The following is a 16690-nucleotide window of genomic DNA, read 5'->3' as shown; positions in this document are numbered from 1 at the left end:
CGATCGGCGGGGCGCGCCTCGACGGCCCCGGGACGGCTCCCGGTGATCGTGGACCGAGCGCCGGGGGCGGCGCGCCGGACCCGCTCCACGGACGCCGTGGCGGGCGCGAGCCGGTGCACCCGTGCGGTCACCGCACGCGCTAGACGACGGCGCGCGGCGCCACGGCGGACTGGTGCAGGCACGCGATCGCGAACGCCCGGCCCGGGGCGGTCAGTTCGCGGTGCCCGTCGCCGTCGTCCTCGGTGAGCAGCCCCAGCGTCTCCAGCAGCCAGCCCACCGCCATCACCATCGCGCGCAACTGGTCGGCGGCCGCGTCGGCCGTCCGGCGGTGCGCGGCCGCGTGCCGCCCCGCCGCCACCGGCGGTTCCACCGGAACCCACCCGTACTCGGTGAGCGTGCGCTCGGCCGCGCTCACGTCGGACTCGCCCCGCCGGGCGTGCGACCCGGCGCCCTGGGGCGAGCGTGTGAGCAGCAGGCCCAGGAAGGTCTCCGCGGCCGCCTGCTCCACACCCCCGGTCCGGCACAGGGACTGGGTCGCGGACCGCCACAGCGCCTCGGGGTCCTCCCGCAGCTGTCGCCCGCGCCGGGTCAGGACCAGCCTGCGGCCCGACCGGCGTACCGCGCGCATGGAGCGCAGCACCTGGTGCAGGGAGATGAGCTGGGTGGCGTCGGTCTCGCTCCGCGGCGGCTCGGGCGAGGTCCGCCAGCCGAAGTCGGTGCACATCTGCCGCACCACGCTGGGCGCGATGTAGCCGATCTGGGTGAGCATGATCCCGTCCGCCGCCAGGTCCAGCAGCCGCTGCAGCGGCGCCATCGCCCGCTCGGCCGAGCGCGGCGCGTCCGCCCCGGCGATGATCTCCCCGACCAGCGGCCACAGGCGCTCCCGGTGCGGGTGCGCGGACGATCCCAGCCAGGCGCGGACGCGCTCCTCGCGGACGCGGTCCAGATGGCTCAGCCCCTGGTGGTCGGGCCGGGTCAGGAACGACCGGGTGAACCGCTCCTGGGCCGGGCGCCACCCGAGCTTGCCCGGCCGCACGTCGCCCAGGGAGATCGCCAGCTCCAGCGCGGCCGCGGTCTCGCGCCGCGCCCGGATCTCGGCGTCGCCGACAGCCGTGCCCCACGTCAGTTCGGGCAGGTCCGGGGGCTCCACCCCGGACTCCCACATCAGCCGCTCGAACATGGCCAGCCCCGCGTCGTGGTCGCGGGAGTAGACGGTCAGCACGGTCGTGGTCTCGGCCGACTTGCAGATCTGTGCGTAGCGGTGGAGCTGCAGGAGGTCGAAGAGCTGGCTGAGCGAACGCGCGGCGAGCCGCTGGTCCTGCGCCGAGCCCTGGAACCGCACGGGCAGCTCGAACCAGCAGAACCGCTGCACGGCGTGCTGGTCGATCCGTTCCAGTTCCTGCTCTGGCGCCAACGCGTCCAGTGCGAGCCGGGCCATCCCGGCGGACCGCTCGTCCCTGCGCGCCAGCTCGGCGAGGGCGGACGCGACGGCTTCGCGCATGATGGCGCTCACCACCTCCTGAGGGGAATCGAGCTGTGGCTGAGCCGACTCTTACCCCGGACGGGCCGAAAAATGCCTGTGTTCAGGCACGACATGAGCTCTCAGGGGGTCTCGGGCGGCCGTCCGCCGCGCCGTCGCGGGGGAACGGGGGGAACGACGCGGCTCGCGGCGATGTCGGACTCGGCGACCTCCACCGACGACCCGTCGCGGCGCCGCAGGGTGAGGACGTGGTCCGCCCAGGACTCCACGACCCCGACGATATCGGTGAAGGCCCCGTCGGGGAGGCGAATCCGGACCGACACGCGCCGACCGACGTCGTCCGGGACGATGCGGTGGACGAGCCGTCCTCTCAAGTGCATGGAACCGGACCCCCGATTGTGCGCTGGTTGTTCTTCGACGCCATACTAGGAGGACGACATCTGTGCCATTTGCTTGCAGAGCCCGGAGCAGCGCGGACGGCGCCCGCACGCCGCTCCGTCCCGAGGCCCTGAAGGTCCCCGCCTCCCCCGTGGACAGCGGGGGTGAGACAAGGAGTACGACGTGACCTACGTCATCGCGCAGCCCTGCGTTGATGTGCTGGACAAGGCGTGCATTGACGAGTGCCCCGTGGACTGCATCTACGAGGGCGACCGGATGCTGTACATCCACCCGGACGAGTGCGTCGACTGCGGTGCGTGCGAGCCGGTCTGCCCGGTCGAGGCCATCTACTACGAGGACGACCTGCCCGAGCAGTGGTCGGACTACTACAAGGCCAACGTCGACTTCTTCGACGACCTCGGATCGCCGGGTGGCGCCTCGAAGGTCGGCAAGATCGACCGCGACCACCCGCTGATCGCCAAGCTCCCGCCGCAGGCCGAGTAGCAGGCGGGCCGTCCGCTCCCCACTCCACCGGCGCAGGGGGTGCGTGGACGCGAGGACGCCAGAGCGTGACGTGTCGCGCCGACCCCCGGGCGGGGGTCGGCGCGACGCGTGTCGTGAGCAACCGACACTGGAGTGTGCACCCATGGCAGACCGGCGACCCGTGACCGACCGGCTCCCCACCTTCCCCTGGGACCGGCTGGCGCCCTACAAGGCGACGGCGGCCGCGCACCCGGACGGCATCGCCGACCTGTCGGTGGGCACGCCCGTCGATCCGGTGCCCGCCGCGGTCCAGAGCGCCCTGGCCGCGTCCTCCGACACGCCCGGCTACCCGCTCACGTGGGGAACCCCCGAACTGCGGTCGTCGATCGGGGCGTGGCTGGAGCGCCGCCACGGGGTCCGCGTCGCTGAAGGCGCCGTCCTGCCCACCGTGGGCTCCAAGGAACTGGTCGCCTGGCTGCCCACTCTGCTCGGTCTGGGCGCCGGCCACACCGTCGTCCACCCCGAACTCGCCTACCCCACCTACGACATCGGTGCCCGCCTGGCCGGGGCGACCCCCGTCGCCGCCGACGGCCTCGCCTCCCTGGGGCCCGCACCCGTCGAGCTGGTGTGGGTCAACTCGCCCAGCAACCCGACCGGGCGCGTCCTGGGTACCGCCCACCTGCGCAAGGTCGTGGAGTGGGCTCGTGAGCGCGGTGCCGTCGTGGCCTCCGACGAGTGCTACCTGGACCTCGGCTGGGACGGCGTGGAACCGCTGTCGATCCTGCACCCCGACGTGTGCGGCGGATCCCACGACAACCTGCTCGCCGTGCACTCGCTGTCCAAGCGCTCCAACCTCGCGGGCTACCGCGCCGCGTTCGTGGCGGGCGACCCGGCGCTGGTCGGCGAGCTGCTGGCCGTGCGCAAGCACGCGGGGATGATCGTCCCGGCCCCGGTCCAGGCCGCCATGCGGGCCGCGCTGGACGACGACTCCCACGCGGACGAGCAGAAGGAGCGCTACCGCGCCCGGCGGGCCCGCCTGCGGGCCGCCTTCGAGGGCGCGGGCTGGCGTATCGAGCACTCCGACGCCGGACTGTACCTGTGGGCGAGCCACCCCGAGCACGACGCCTGGGGTGCGGTCGCCGAACTCGCCGAGCGCGGCGTCCTGGTGGCCCCCGGCGACTTCTACGGCGCCGCCGGGTCCGGGCACGTACGAGTGGCCTTCACGGCCACCGACGAGCGCGTCGAGGCCGCGGCCAAGCGCCTGTAGGAAGAACTCGGGGCGCAGGGGTCACGAGGAGCCCTGCGCCCGTCGCGAGGAACTACTTGAGGAGGAGGCGGCCTTCGGTGTCGGCCACGGTGGTCCACGCCGCCGTTCCGGGGCCGCCGTCGGTCGCGTGCCAGCGCTGGTCGCCGTAGGTGACGGTGGACAGCCCGTACTCGTCGGCGTGGGTGACCGCCCAGATCGCCATCGCCCAGCCGAGGTCGCCGGTCTCCGGCCCCCGCACCTCGGGCAGGGCGGTGGGGTCGGTACCGAACACGCGGGCCATCTCGGTGTGCGCGGCCTCGGTGTCGGAGGCGGCGTCCCGGATCTCGTCCACGCCCTCGGCGTCGTACCAGCAGGTCACGGCCGGTCCCCGGGTGCCGGTGAACACCTCGGTCATCCGCTTGGACAGGCCCTCGTGCTGGTCATAGGCGAAGCCGTCGGCGCTGCGCTGGACCGCCTGGGCGGCCTCGTACACCGGCAGTTCCCGCCAGCCGTCGACCTCGGCCAGCTCGTCGTAGAACGAGGCGCTGGAGGACACCGGATCGAGGATCTGGTCCGGCTCCCCCCACTCCTGGGAGGGGCGCTGCTGGAACAGGCCCAGCGAGTCGCGGTCGCCGTACTCCAGGTTGTAGAACGTCGACTCCTGCCAGACGGTCGCGTAGGCCACGGTCACCGCCTCCTGCGGCAGATCCCTGCTGAAGGCGACGCCTCCGATCGTGGCGGCGTTCACCGCTTGGGCGACCTCCATGTCGTACTTGCCGTCGGACAGCTGCAGGCGGCAGCCGGGCTCCACCTCGGGCTCTGTGTCGATGGGCTCGATCGTGGTCAGCACGTAGTAGGCCCCCGCGACGATCACGCCGCACGCGAGGGTCAGGGACAAGAGGATCTTCACGAACGCGGAGATCCGTCGGCGTTTACTGGGCACGGGCGTACCATCGGCTAGGCAACAGGTGGAGTCGCGCCGCGGGAGACGGGCTCCGTCGGCGCGGGGGCGCTCAGGCGCCACGGCCGCATTGTAGTCGGCGCGCTCGACCGTTCCAGGGCGGCGCCGTCGCACTCGCCGGAAGCGGCTAACGTGTGTGCACATGACCAGCTCGTACACAAGTCCGCTGCCCGACCAGATCGACGAACTCTGGGAGCAGCGCTCCACGCTCACACCCGACCACTCCGAGGCCCGTTCCGTCATCACCGGCGCCATCGACCAGATCGACGAGGGCAAGGCCCGTGTGGCCTTCGTCGACCCCACCTCGGACGCCGTCGTGGTCGACGAGCGCGCCAAGCGCTCCATCCTGCTCGGCTTCAAGGTCCTGGACATGAAGGAGTCGCACGTCGGCGACTTCTACCACCACGACCGGATGCCCCTGAAGACCCGCTTCGACGGCGTCCGCGTGGTCGCCGGCGCGATCGCCCGCTGGGGCTCCTACCTGGCCCCGGGCGTCGTGCTCATGCCGTCCTTCACCAACATCGGCGCCTACGTCGGCTCCGGGACGATGGTCGACACCTGGGCCACGGTCGGCTCCTGCGCGCAGGTCGGCGAGAACGTCCACCTGTCCGGCGGCGTCGGCGTCGGCGGCGTCCTGGAGCCCCCGCAGGCATCCCCGGTCATCATCGAGGACGACGCCTTCCTGGGCTCGCGGAGCATGGTCGTCGAGGGCGCCCGCGTGCGCACCGGCGCCAAGCTGGGCGCGGGCACGATCCTCACCTCCTCCACGCGCGTGTTCGACGCGGAGACGGGTGAGGAACTGGCACGCGGCGAGGCCCCGGCCTGGTCGGTGTGCGTCACCGCCAACCGCGCCAAGAGCTTCCCCGGCGGCGAGTTCGGCATGCCGGTGCTGCTCGTGCTCAAGCGCCTCCAGGAGGGCGAGGAGCACGACAAGCTCGCCCTGAACGACCTGCTGCGCGAGCACGGCGTCAACGCCTGACCGCACCCCCGCGCGCATCCCGGGGCGCCCTTCGGCGACGAAGGGCGCCCCGTCTGTGTTTAGGGTGGTCGTGACGCGTGCGGCCCAGGCACGTATCGATCGGTATCGATGCGACTGGGTGCGTCCGGGTACGTACCTGCTCGTCCCTCCGCCAGGGGAGACGGATCGGCCGCGCGGTGGACGACGACCTGACCGGAGAGACCATGCTGGACCTGACCTCGGACGCGGCCGAACTGACCGCCGCCCTCGTCGACATCCGCTCGGAGAGCGGTGACGAGAGGATCCTGGCCGACGCGGTCGAGAACGCCCTCTCCGACCTGGACCACCTCACCGTGACGCGGGACGGCGACGCCGTGGTCGCCCGCACGGACCTGGGCCGTCCGCGGCGCGTCGTGGTGGCCGGGCACATCGACACCGTCCCCATCGTCGACAACGTGCCCTCCCACGTCTCCGGGGGCCGCCTGTACGGCTGCGGCACGAGCGACATGAAGGCCGGGGTGGCCGTCCAGCTCAAGCTCGCCGCCCTGGTCCCCGAGCCCGTGCACGACGTCACCTACGTCTTCTACGACAACGAGGAGGTCGACGCCTCCCGCAACGGGCTCCTGCGCCTGGCCCGCAAGCACCCCGAGTGGCTGGCCGGCGACTTCGCCATCCTGATGGAGCCCACCGACGGCGTCATCGAGGGCGGCTGCCAGGGCACCATGCGGGTGGAGGTCGTGGCCAGGGGCAAGCGCTCGCACAGCGCCCGCTCGTGGATGGGCGAGAACGCCATCCACGGCGCCGGGGCGATCCTGGACATCCTGCGCGCCTACACCCCCCGGGAACCCGAGGTGGAGGGGCTGCGCTTCCACGAGGGCCTCAACGCGGTGTTCATCGAGGGCGGCGTGGCGGGCAACGTCATCCCCGACGAGTGCGTGGTCACGGTCAACTACCGCTACGCCCCGGACCTGTCCCCGGCCCACGCCGAGGCGCACCTGCGCAAGGTCTTCGACGGCTTCGAGGTGCGGGTGGTCGACTCCTCCGCCCCGGCCCGCCCCGGCCTGGACGACCCCGCGGCGGCCGCGTTCGTCACCGCGGTGGGAGAGGGGAGGGCCCGGGCCAAGCTCGGCTGGACCGACGTCTCGCGCTTCTCCGAACTGGGCGTGCCCGCCGTCAACTACGGCCCCGGCGACCCCACACTGGCCCACACCAAGGACGAGTACACCGAGATCGCGCCGATCCGCGAGGCCGAGGAGCGCATGGTCGCCTGGCTGACGGGGGCCCGCTGACCTCGAACGGGCCGCATGTGGCCACCGGCGTGTCATGTGCGGTTCAAGTGTGAGTCCGGCGGGCCCGGATAGGTTGGCGAACATGACGGAAGAAGAGACCACCAGGCACGTCGGCCCCCTGACCTACCGGGGCCGTGCCGTTCCCCACACCACCACCGACCAGCGTCTCCTGGACCACCGCGGTCCGAGCGACTGGGTGCACACCGACCCCTGGCGGGTGCTGCGCATCCAGTCGGAGTTCGTCGAGGGTTTCGGTCTGCTGTCGGAGCTGCCGTCGGCGGTGAGCGTGTTCGGTTCCGCGCGCATCCGGCCCGACAGCGAGTACTACGACCTCGGGGTCACGATGGGCGCCAAGCTCGCCGAGGCCGGGTACACCACCATCACGGGCGGGGGCCCGGGCATGATGGAGGCCGCCAACAAGGGGGCCCAGGACGCGGGCGGGATGTCCGTCGGGCTGGGGATCGAGCTGCCGTTCGAGCAGTCCCTCAACCCCTACATCGACGTGGGCATGACCTTCCGCTACTTCTTCGTGCGCAAGACGATGTTCGTGAAGTACGCGCAGGCGTTCGTCGTGCTGCCCGGCGGTTTCGGAACGCTGGACGAACTCTTCGAAGCGATCACCCTCGTCCAGACCAACAAGGTCACCCGGTTCCCCGTGGTGCTGCTCGGAACGGAGTTCTGGGCCGGGCTCAAGACGTGGATCGAGGACCGCCTCATGGACAGCAAGCTGATCAACCCCGGTGACATGGGCCTGCTCCAGACGACCGACGACCCCGACGAGGTCGTCGACATCATCCGCAAGTCCCACCTGGACATCGCCCAGCAGCAGGACGAGGCCGCGCGCCGGGCCCCGGGGCCCCAGCAGTAGGAGGGGGCCGGGACGGGGGAGGCGTGTGGCACGATCGGACCGTGCCTGTCTTCATCATGATCCTGGTTGCCCTGGCCGCTCTGGCCGTGCTCGTCGGCGTGGTCTACGTCGTGCTCGGCAAGGGCGGACGGCTCGCCCGTTTCGAGGCCGACTACCCCCCGTTGGACCTGCCCGAGGACGGCCCGGTCAGGGCTCCTGACCTGAACCGCCTGGTGCTGCCGCTGGCCATGTGGGGCTACCACGTGCGGGCGGTGGACGAGCTGCTGGTCCGGCTCGCCGCGACGCTGCGCGCGCGGGAGGAGCGGATCCAGGACCTGGAGTGGCGCCTCTCCCGGCTGGACCCCTCCTACGTCCCGGAGGGCACGGGTCCCGGACGGAGCACCCGTCTTCCGGGGGACGCCTACGCGCCCGAGGCGGGCGCCGCGCCCGGGCCCGGAGCAGTGTCGGAGCCGGGCCCGCGGACCCGGCCGGACGCCGCGTCCCGCTCGGATGCCGGGTCCCTCCCCGACGCCGGGAGCCGCTCGGACGCCCCGGCCCGGCCGGAGGACCCGGACCGCCCGGACCCCGCGCCCGAACCGGCAGCCGCGTCCTCCGACGAGGCCGAGGTGCGGCCGGGAGCCGCGTCCGGGGCCGAGGCGCGTGCGACCGCGAGGGACCTCCGCGAGCAGTCCTGACGCTGCCGGATATGTCACGCATCACACTGTAGGTGTCGTCGGGGCGGGTTTACCCGGGTGCGCGTGCCCTATTCTCGTTCGCTGTACATGCGTTGCCCCCGTTCCGCCGGATCGGGCGGATCGTCGTGAGGATGGCGAGGATGGACACAGCAGCCGAACTGGAATCGGGTTCCGAGGACGAGAGCGGTACCACCCCCACTCCCACACCGGCGTCTCCCGTGACCCAGTTGTCCCTCTGGCCGCCGCCGAGGTCGACCCGGCACAGCGAGCGGCGCCGCCGCCAGGTGACCCTGGTGTCCGCCGTCGTGGTGGTCGTCCTGGCGCTCGCGGGCGGGATCGCCGCCGCGCTGACCCTCACCGCCGACGAGGTCCAGGACGACGTCGCCGAGGCCGACCGGACGCACCTCGACGCGTTCGTCGGCTCCTGGTCGGGCGAGATGGTCCAGGTCGACACCGAGGGCGACTACGTCGCCGACTGGCACGCCGAGGTGCGGATCGAGGACGGCGCCGAGCGCGGCAGCACCGCCTGGACGACGTTCGCGTGCTCGGGGACGCTGGAGCAGACGGCCGCCGAGGGCGATCGACTGGTGTACACCTACACCGAGACCGCGGATCCGCAGGACCGGTGTGTCGACGGGGCCGAGCTGACCGTTTCACCCGAGGGCGGCGGACTGGCGGCCGAGTGGTCCTCGGTGACCAGGGAGGGCACGCGGATGGTCTCCACGGGTCTGCTGGAGTGACCGCCGCTGAGCCGAAGGCCAGGTCGGGCCGGGAACGGAGCCGCCGCGCGCCGTGGTCCGCACCGCCGGACCGGAGCGGGAGCACGTGCGTGCGCGCCCGCGCAGAACGGGTTTCGGTCAGTACCGATATAAGCTAACTGACCAACGATTCCTCGCAGGAGGGCGTTCGAGGCGACGGCCCGGCCGTCGCCTCGCGCGCACGCAGGGGTCAACCTTCCGAGATAATGGTCGAAGGGTGATTCACGTCCCTCACGTCACACGGACACGACTCACACGGAGCCTGCCACGGTTTCCGAGCCGAGACGACTCAGCTGACCTGCGCCGGTGCTGTGACTCGGTCACCCGCGAGGAACATGAAGAAAGGGGAATGGCATGGCGGCGATGAAGCCGAGGACCAGCGACGGGCCGATGGAGGTCACCAAGGAGGGTCGCGGCATCATCATGCGAGTCCCGCTGGAGGGCGGCGGACGCCTGGTCGTCGAGCTGACACCAGACGAGGCGGTCGAGCTCCGGGACGCGCTCAAGGGCGTCGTCGGCTAGCGGCCGGTACCGATACCGTCCCCCACCAAGGGCCGGAACGCCCTGACGACCCCCGAGGTAGACCACCTCCCGAAGAGTGAACGATTGTGAGCGGCCTGTGCCATTCGCCACGCAGATCCACCCTGTAGCGGGTACCCTCGCCGATTCCACCGCGGACCTGCTGGTCCTCCCCGTGTTCGCGGGGGACGACGGGCCCGCGGCGGTCGACGGGGTCGCCGACAGCGGACTGACACAGGTGCTCCCTGGCGCGCTCCGCGATCTGTTCACGCACTACTCGCTGACCGGCAAGGCCGGTGAGCTGGCCCAGTTCCCGGTGGCCCGGGACGGCGGCCTGGTACGGCTGGCGCTTCTGGGGGTCGGATCGGGTACGCCCGACGACCTCCGGAAGGCCGGCGCCGCCCTGTCCCGGTCCGCGCGCGGCACCGAGACCGTGGGCCTGGCCTGGCCCGGGGCCGGGGAAGCGGCCGCCGTGGCCTTCGCCGAGGGCGTGCTGCTGGCCTCGTACACCTTCACCCTCAAGACCGGCGAGACCCCCAGGGCCAAGCGCCCGGCGGCGGGCGTCGAGGTCGTCGGCGCCGACACCGCGGACCTGGCCGACGCTCTGCGCCGCGGTGGCGACCTGGCCTCGGCCACCGCCCTGGCCAGGGACCTGATCAACACCCCCTCCCTGACCAAGGACCCGGAGTGGATGGCCCAGCGCGCTCGTGAGGTGGCCGCCGGGTCCGGCCTCGACGTGCGCGTGTGGGACGACCAGGAGCTGGCCGAGGACGGCTTCGGCGCGATCCTCGCCGTGGGACGGGGATCCGCGCGGCCCCCGCGTCTGGTGCAGCTCACCTACACGCCCGAGAACCCGACCGCCCACGTGGTGCTCGTCGGCAAGGGCATCACGTTCGACACCGGTGGGCTGTCACTCAAGCCCAACGACAACATGAAGCTCATGAAGACCGACATGAGCGGCTCGGCGATCGTGCTCGCCGTCCTCTCGGCGCTGCGCGCGGTCGGCGCGGGCGTCCAGGTCACCGGTCTGCTGCCGCTCGCGGAGAACGCCTTCTCCGGCGACGCCACCCGGATCGGCGACGTGCTGACCACCTACAGCGGGAAGACCGTCGAGGTCCTCAACTCCGACGCCGAGGGGCGCCTGGTCCTGGCGGACGCCCTGGGCTACGCCGTCGCCGAGCTCGGCCCGGACGTGATCGTGGACGTGGCGACGCTGACGGGCGCGGCCAAGGTCGCCCTGGGCACCGGCATCGGCGCCCTGTACAGCACCGACGACACGGTCGCGGCCGAGATCGAGCGCGCGGGCACCGACTCCGCCGAGCCGCTGTGGCGGATGCCGCTCACCGAGGAGTACGCAGAGACGACGCACTCGCGGGTCGCGGACCTGGCCAACATCGGGACCCGCAAGGAGTTCGGTCCGGCGGGCGCCACGGACGCGGCGCTGTTCCTGCGCGAGTTCACCGGCGACGTGCCCTGGGCGCACCTGGACATCGCCGGCCCCGGCCGCTCCATGAAGGAGGACGGACTGCTCAGCAAGGGCGGGACCGCGTTCTCCACGCGCACCCTGCTGCGCTGGGTCGGGCGCCTTTGAGACGCGCTCTTCGCGCTTTCCGGTGTGGCCCGCTCGTTCCTCACGGGCCCCACCTCCAAGCACTCCAGAACGCGTCGGCGCCCTCCTCGTGCTTCCTTTGGGCCTCCGCTCGTTCCTCGCTTTGGCCCGATCAACCCCCCTGTGGTCCTGGTGGGCGGGAAGCCCTACCAATCCCCTGCGGTTGAACCCCCAGCCCCACCTGCACCTTCGGGAGTTCGCGGGGGTGGTCACCCTGACCCCAGGGGCTTGAAGGTGCACGCGCAGTCCGACGTGAACCCGCGGGGTGTGGGGGCGAACGTTCAGTCCAACGCGACGCAGGGGGCTGTAAGCGCACGTGTGGTCCTGCGTGAACCCCTCAGGGGTGGAGGTGCATGGCTCAGCCCGCCCGGCCCCCGGGGGGGCGAGTGCGTACACACCCCCCGCACGGGCCGAAGCGAGGTACGAGCGGAGGCCCAAGAAAAGCACTGGGGTGAGGGGCGCGCCGGTGCCTGCAGGAGGAGTCTCTGCCGCCGGCGAGCCTGCGAGCCAGGCAGTAGCGACGACGAAGGACCCGGCGTGAAGCGCCCCGAACCTAAGCGCCCCGAATCGCAGCGAGCAGGCCCTGGCCGATGGGCAGCAGTAGCGGGATGAGCGATTCGTCCTCGCGGACCTGCTGGATCACCTCGCGCACCGCCGTCTCGGCGGGGTCGGGCACCCGCAACGGGCCGTCCGGCTCCGTCGGGACGGGTGTGGCGTCGTTGAACACGACCACGCCGCCCGGGCGCAGCAGCCGCCGGGCCTCCGCCAGGTAGCGCGGCGCCGACTCCGGGTCGGCGTCCACGAACACCATGTCGTAGCCGCCGTCGGTCAGCCGGGGCAGCATCTCCAGGGCCGATCCCCGGATGAGCCGCGCGCGTCCCGCGCCGAAGCCGGCGCGGGAGAAGGCCGACCGGGCGTACTCCTGGAACTCGGCGCGCGTGTCGACGGTGGTCAGGATGCCGTCGGGGGCCATGCCCCGCAGCAGCCAGATTCCCGACGTCCCGCACCCCGTGCCGACCTCGACCACCGCGCGGGCGCTGATCGCCGCGGCCAGGAACCGCAGGGCCGCTCCCGTGGCGGCGTCGACCGGGGCGGTCGCCGAGCGCACTCCCGCGTCGTAGGCGTCGGCCAGCGGGCCGTCCTCCATCGCCTCCTGCTCGAACCTGGCCTGCTCGCGCACCCAGGTGATCTGGGCCGCGCTCTCATCTGGACTGGCGATGACGGCCTCCCACTGCCGTGGTCACGAATGGGCGGGAACGCTGACCGGGGATGCGTCACTCATCGTGCAAGGATGGTCGCCACCAGGTCATGTCCCCGGCAAAAGACTAGCGCGTGCGCCCGGCGAACTCGGCGTGTGACGGCGGGAACTTCGCGGGGCCGGATAGCGTTGAATCCGGATGAACGTACGTTGATCGCCACGAAGCAACTCCCCCCGACCAGTCTTCGACGGACGGATCGACGGGATGAAGGGAGCAGCGGTGCCAGAGTCCGGCCCGGCCGTTGATTTCGAGGCATGGGAACCCCCGAGCTGGGACGAGGTCGTCCGCGTCCACTCACCCCGCGTCTACCGGCTGGCCTATCGGCTGACCGGTAACAAGCACGACGCCGAGGACCTCACGCAGGAGGTCTTCATCCGGGTGTTCCGCTCCCTGGCCAACTACACCCCCGGCACGTTCGAGGGGTGGCTCCACCGCATCACCACGAACCTCTTCCTGGACATGGCGCGCCGCAAGGCCCGGATCCGCTTCGAGGGCCTGGCCGACAACGCCGACGAGCGCCTGGAGGGCCGCGAGCCCTCACCCGCCCAGCGCTACGACGACCGGCACTTCGACGCCGACGTCCAGAGCGCGCTGGACGCCCTGCCCGCCGAGTTCCGCGCCCCCGTGGTCCTGTGCGACATCGAGGGCCTCTCCTACGAGGAGATCGCGGCGACGCTCGACGTCAAGCTCGGCACCGTCCGCAGCCGTATCCACCGGGGTCGTGCCCAGCTGCGCCGCGCCCTGGAGCACCGGCGGTCGCTGGCCGCCGAGGCCGGGGGACAGGCCGGAGCGAACGCCATCGACCGGGAGGCGCAGCAGTGAGCACGGAACACCTCGGAGAACGCCTGTCCGCGCTCGTGGACGGCGAACTGGGCACGGCCGAGCACGAGCGCGCGCTCATCCATCTGGCCAAGTGCGAGCCCTGCCGCGTCGAGGCGGACATGATGCGCCGGCTCAAGCGCCGCCTCACCGGCCTGTGCGAGCCCGAGCCGGACATGGACTTCCTGGGACGGCTCTCCAGCCTGTCCCAGGCGTCCTCCGACGACGGCGGCGGTCCCGTGGGACCCCGGGGCCCCGCGGCGCCCGCGGGCGGCCGGGGTTTCGGTTCCAGCCCGCCCCTGGGGTCCTCCCGCCCCATCGGCGGGTTCCCCTGGGGTGGGCCGCTCGCCGCTGAGGCGGTCTCTCCCGAGTCCACCGCGGTGTCCGCGGAACCGACCCCGCCCGCCCGCCCCCCGCGAGCCCCGCGTCGCCGTGGTGAGCGCCTGGCCCAGTTCCTGCCGCCCTTCCCCGGCGGCCGCTACGCCGTCGCGGGCTTCGCGGTGGCCACCGCGCTGCTGGGCACCGCCTTCGTGGCGGGCGGCGACACCGAGGACACCCCCGTGGTGGAGCCGCGGCTGTCCGACTACGCCGTCGAGCACGCGGTGACCAGTCGCCAGGTTCCGGCGGCCGAGGTCCGGCCCGCCCGCTCCCAGGGGGCGGACGACACCCGTCCCACCGAAGCGACCCGGTGAGCGCGGAGGAACCCTCCTCCGCCCCGCGCCCCGTTCCGGTGACACCGCTGCTCGTCGTGTTCCTGTGCGTCGTCCTGCTCACCGCCGCGACCCATCCCGGCTCCGACGAGGTCCCCGCGGAAGGCGGCGACGACGGCATGGCCGTGCTGCGGGCGGCGGCAGCGGCGGACGACACGGTGGCCTACACCGGCGTGCGCGAGCTGCGCGGGCCGGAGGAGCTCGACGGAGAGGCCGTGCGGATCCGGGTCGTCAACCAGCCGGGGAAGGGCATCGCCCTGGCCGCCGTCGACCAGGACGGGGCCGCCGAGGGGTCCACGTTCGCCGTGGGCGACTCCTCGGCCCTGGTGACGCTCGACGAACGCCTGCTGGGCATGCTGGAGGACACCTACGAGGTGGCGGACGCCGGACCCACCGACCTCGACGGGCGCGCCGCCCGCATGGTCGTGGCCCTGCGGTCCGACGCGACGGTCGCCGGACGCTTCTGGGTGGACGAGGAGTCCGGCATCCTGCTCGGCCGCACCGTGTACGAGGACTCCGGCGGCGCGGCCCTGCGCACCAGGCTGAGCGGCATCGAGTTCGGCGAGGGCCACTGGCCGGCCGACGCGGTCGGCGGCGAGCCCTGGGGTGACGCGCTGAGCGGGGGCGAGCGCGAGGAGCTGCGTGACCGGGGCTGGATCCTGCCCGAGCACCTGACCTGGGACCTGCGCCTGGTCGACGCCCGTTCCACCGAACACGGCCGGCAGCGGGTGGTCCACCTGGTCTACTCCGACGGGCTGTCCCAGGTATCGGTTTTCGCCCAACGTGGGAAGCTGGGCACGGAACACCCGACTTCACTTCACAACGGATATGTCGGAACCGGGGAGGGGGGAAGTGGCGTCACACCACGACATGACACGATCTTCGGCGGCGAGGTCGGGCAGTACCAGAGCATGTGGCAGGCGGACGGTTTCGTCTACACGGTGCTGGCCGACGCCCCCGCGGGACTGGCCTCCTCCGCGGTGAGCGCGTTGCCGGAACCCGAGGGTTCCGGCTTCTGGGCCAGAGTGCAGCGCGGCCTGTCCCGGCTGGGGTTCGCCTGAGTTCTCCGGGGGCCGCGCAGACCGAACACCAAGCGATGTACGGAGCAGGTCTTGAGTGAGGACTTCGGTCGGCCGGACCACGGGGGCGACCCCGGGCGGGCGACCCCACCGAAGGGTGGAACACCCCCGGACGCCGGTGGGCCGCCCGCGCCGCCCGTCGGCCGTCCGCCCACGGGAACGGCCCCGGGATTCGCCGCGCCCGCGCACACGGGTTCCTTTCCCGCCCCCGGGACGGAGGGCGCCGCCGCGCCACCGCACGGGACCACGGGAGTGCCGGGCAACGCCAACCGCATGAACCCCACCGGTCAACAGAGCCCCCAGAGCCCCCAGAACCACGCCACCCCCGCAGCGATGGGCCACGGCGGCCCGTACCCCGGGCAGCGGCCCGGTCCCGCGGGGCCCGCCCCCGGACAGCCGCAGGGCCCCGGCGGACCGCCGCCCGGGCAGCGCCAGGTACCCGCAGGGCCGCCCCCCGGGCAGCCGCTGGGCCCGTACGGCGCGCCGACCCCCCGCCGCCGCGGGATTCCGGCCTGGATGGCGCTGTCCGGCATGCTCGTCGTCGCGCTGATCGCGGGCGGCGCCGGCGGTCTGGCGGGCTCGTTCCTCACCGGTCCGGCCGCACCCGAGGCCGAGGCCGAGGACGAGGGCGCCCGCCTCAACGAGCCGCCGCCCGAAGCCCCCGAGCGCGACCCCGACACCATCGCGGGCGTGGCCCAGCGGGTCAGCCCGAGCGTGGTCTCCATCCAGAGCGCGGACGCCCGCATCGGCGGCGGAGGTTCAGGGTTCGTCATCAGCGACGACCACGTCGTCACCAACGACCACGTCTCCTCCGTGCTGGAGGAGGACGGCATCCGGATCGAGTACAGCGACGGCACGCTGTCCGACGCCACGGTGGTCGGCTCCGACCCCAGCTCGGACCTGGCCGTGCTGGCGCTCGACTCCCCCAAGGGCGACGTCGAGGCTCTGGAGTTCGGCGACTCGGACCAGGCGCTCGTGGGCGACGAGGTCATCGCCATCGGCGCGCCGCTGGGCTACGCGGGCACCGTCACGCAGGGCATCATCAGCGCCGTCGACCGCCCGGTCAGCTCCGGTGAGGGCCCCAACGCCAGCCGCTTCTACGCCATCCAGACCGACGCGGCGATCAACCCGGGCAACTCGGGCGGCCCGCTCGTGGACTCCGGGGGCCGGGTCATCGGCGTGAACTCGATGATCGTGAGCATGGCCGGCTATATGGGCGAGTCCACGGGCAACATCGGCCTGGGCTTCGCGATCCCGTCCAACGAGGCGGAGCGCGTGGTGAACCGGCTCGTGGACCACGACGAGACCAGCTACGCCGACATCGGCGCGGAGATCGACCTGGAGAGCCCGATCGCCGGCGCGGTCATCGCCGACGGCTCCCGCGCCGTCGAGCCCGGCGGTCCGGCCGACGAGGCGGGTCTGGAATCGGGCGATGTCATCGTGTCCCTGGACGGGCGGCGCGTGCAGTCCGGGTCGGAGCTGATGGCGATGCTGCGCGACCGCACGCCGGGCACCGAGGTCGACCTGGAGTACGAGCGCGACGGCACGCGCGAGAGCACCAGCGTCACCCTGGGCGCGACCGCCGACTGACGCCGGCGCA

Annotated in this window: 17 protein-coding genes; 13 read left to right on the top strand and 4 right to left on the bottom strand. The window is 72.6% G+C overall.

Going from position 1 to position 16690, the window contains the following annotated elements; genetic code table 11:
• Window positions 1-139 precede the first annotated feature (139 nt).
• On the bottom strand, window positions 140-1501 hold the full coding sequence (locus M1P99_RS06850) for a hypothetical protein (RefSeq protein WP_304455607.1): 1362 nt from the start codon (window positions 1499-1501) through the stop codon (window positions 140-142).
• A 101-nt stretch (window positions 1502-1602) separates the two neighbouring features.
• The gene (locus tag M1P99_RS06845; protein WP_304451814.1) at window positions 1603-1860 is read right to left on the bottom strand and encodes a hypothetical protein; all 258 of its coding nucleotides are present in this window, start codon (window positions 1858-1860) and stop codon (window positions 1603-1605) included.
• A 181-nt stretch (window positions 1861-2041) separates the two neighbouring features.
• On the opposite strand from M1P99_RS06845, the gene fdxA reads away from it, so the two are divergent.
• Window positions 2042-2362, top strand: a complete 321-nt coding sequence (fdxA, locus tag M1P99_RS06840; protein ID WP_053615726.1) for a ferredoxin — start codon at window positions 2042-2044, stop codon at window positions 2360-2362.
• 142 nt (window positions 2363-2504) lie between these two features.
• Entirely contained in the window at window positions 2505-3608 is a 1104-nt protein-coding gene (gene dapC / locus M1P99_RS06835) for a succinyldiaminopimelate transaminase (protein ID WP_304451813.1), read from the top strand.
• A gap of 52 nt (window positions 3609-3660) precedes the next feature.
• On the opposite strand, the gene M1P99_RS06830 is transcribed toward dapC, so the two are convergent.
• Window positions 3661-4530, bottom strand: coding sequence for a hypothetical protein (locus M1P99_RS06830; RefSeq protein ID WP_304451812.1), 870 nt, complete (start codon window positions 4528-4530; stop codon window positions 3661-3663).
• Between the two features lie 160 nt (window positions 4531-4690).
• On the opposite strand from M1P99_RS06830, the gene M1P99_RS06825 reads away from it, so the two are divergent.
• From M1P99_RS06825 to M1P99_RS06795, 7 genes are all read left to right on the top strand, one after another.
• A complete protein-coding gene (locus M1P99_RS06825; protein WP_304451811.1) occupies window positions 4691-5527 on the top strand; it encodes a 2,3,4,5-tetrahydropyridine-2,6-dicarboxylate N-succinyltransferase in 837 nt (278 codons plus the stop codon).
• Window positions 5528-5730: 203 nt separating this feature from the next.
• Window positions 5731-6795 carry a succinyl-diaminopimelate desuccinylase gene (dapE, locus tag M1P99_RS06820; protein ID WP_304455606.1) on the top strand — a complete coding sequence of 355 codons (1065 nt, stop codon included), beginning with the start codon at window positions 5731-5733 and terminating at the stop codon, window positions 6793-6795.
• Window positions 6796-6877: 82 nt separating this feature from the next.
• Window positions 6878-7663, top strand: a complete 786-nt coding sequence (locus tag M1P99_RS06815; RefSeq protein WP_304451810.1) for a TIGR00730 family Rossman fold protein — start codon at window positions 6878-6880, stop codon at window positions 7661-7663.
• Window positions 7664-7704: 41 nt separating this feature from the next.
• Window positions 7705-8337: a hypothetical protein gene (locus M1P99_RS06810; protein ID WP_304451809.1), complete on the top strand. Its 633-nt coding sequence runs from the start codon at window positions 7705-7707 to the stop codon at window positions 8335-8337.
• Window positions 8338-8477: 140 nt separating this feature from the next.
• A complete protein-coding gene (locus M1P99_RS06805; protein WP_304451808.1) occupies window positions 8478-9077 on the top strand; it encodes a hypothetical protein in 600 nt (199 codons plus the stop codon).
• 372 nt (window positions 9078-9449) lie between these two features.
• Complete coding sequence (locus M1P99_RS06800; RefSeq protein ID WP_017596980.1) at window positions 9450-9617, top strand: DUF3117 domain-containing protein; 168 nt, start codon at window positions 9450-9452, stop codon at window positions 9615-9617.
• 97 nt (window positions 9618-9714) lie between these two features.
• On the top strand, window positions 9715-11205 hold the full coding sequence (locus M1P99_RS06795) for a leucyl aminopeptidase (protein WP_304451807.1): 1491 nt from the start codon (window positions 9715-9717) through the stop codon (window positions 11203-11205).
• A 571-nt stretch (window positions 11206-11776) separates the two neighbouring features.
• Here the strand turns inward: M1P99_RS06795 and M1P99_RS06790 are convergent.
• Window positions 11777-12370 (bottom strand): O-methyltransferase, encoded by a 594-nt coding sequence (locus M1P99_RS06790; protein WP_304455605.1) that lies wholly within the window; start codon window positions 12368-12370, stop codon window positions 11777-11779.
• A 316-nt stretch (window positions 12371-12686) separates the two neighbouring features.
• On the opposite strand from M1P99_RS06790, the gene sigE reads away from it, so the two are divergent.
• The 4 genes from sigE (at window position 12687) to M1P99_RS06770 (ending at window position 16680) form a co-directional block, all read left to right on the top strand.
• Window positions 12687-13304: an RNA polymerase sigma factor SigE gene (gene sigE / locus M1P99_RS06785; RefSeq protein ID WP_304451806.1), complete on the top strand. Its 618-nt coding sequence runs from the start codon at window positions 12687-12689 to the stop codon at window positions 13302-13304.
• A complete protein-coding gene (locus M1P99_RS06780; protein ID WP_304451805.1) occupies window positions 13301-13993 on the top strand; it encodes an anti-sigma factor in 693 nt (230 codons plus the stop codon). Before sigE ends, M1P99_RS06780 begins: the two co-directional genes overlap by 4 nt.
• Entirely contained in the window at window positions 13990-15072 is a 1083-nt protein-coding gene (locus M1P99_RS06775) for a transcriptional regulator (protein ID WP_304451804.1), read from the top strand. The genes M1P99_RS06780 and M1P99_RS06775 overlap by 4 nt, the downstream gene beginning before the upstream one ends.
• Window positions 15073-15606: 534 nt before the next feature.
• Window positions 15607-16680: a S1C family serine protease gene (locus M1P99_RS06770; RefSeq protein WP_304455604.1), complete on the top strand. Its 1074-nt coding sequence runs from the start codon at window positions 15607-15609 to the stop codon at window positions 16678-16680.
• Window positions 16681-16690 lie beyond the last annotated feature (10 nt).

It is taken from the genome of Nocardiopsis sp. YSL2 (genome assembly GCF_030555055.1).
In the GTDB taxonomy this organism is placed as follows: domain Bacteria; phylum Actinomycetota; class Actinomycetes; order Streptosporangiales; family Streptosporangiaceae; genus Nocardiopsis.
This window is presented reverse-complemented; position numbering and strand designations above follow the sequence as displayed.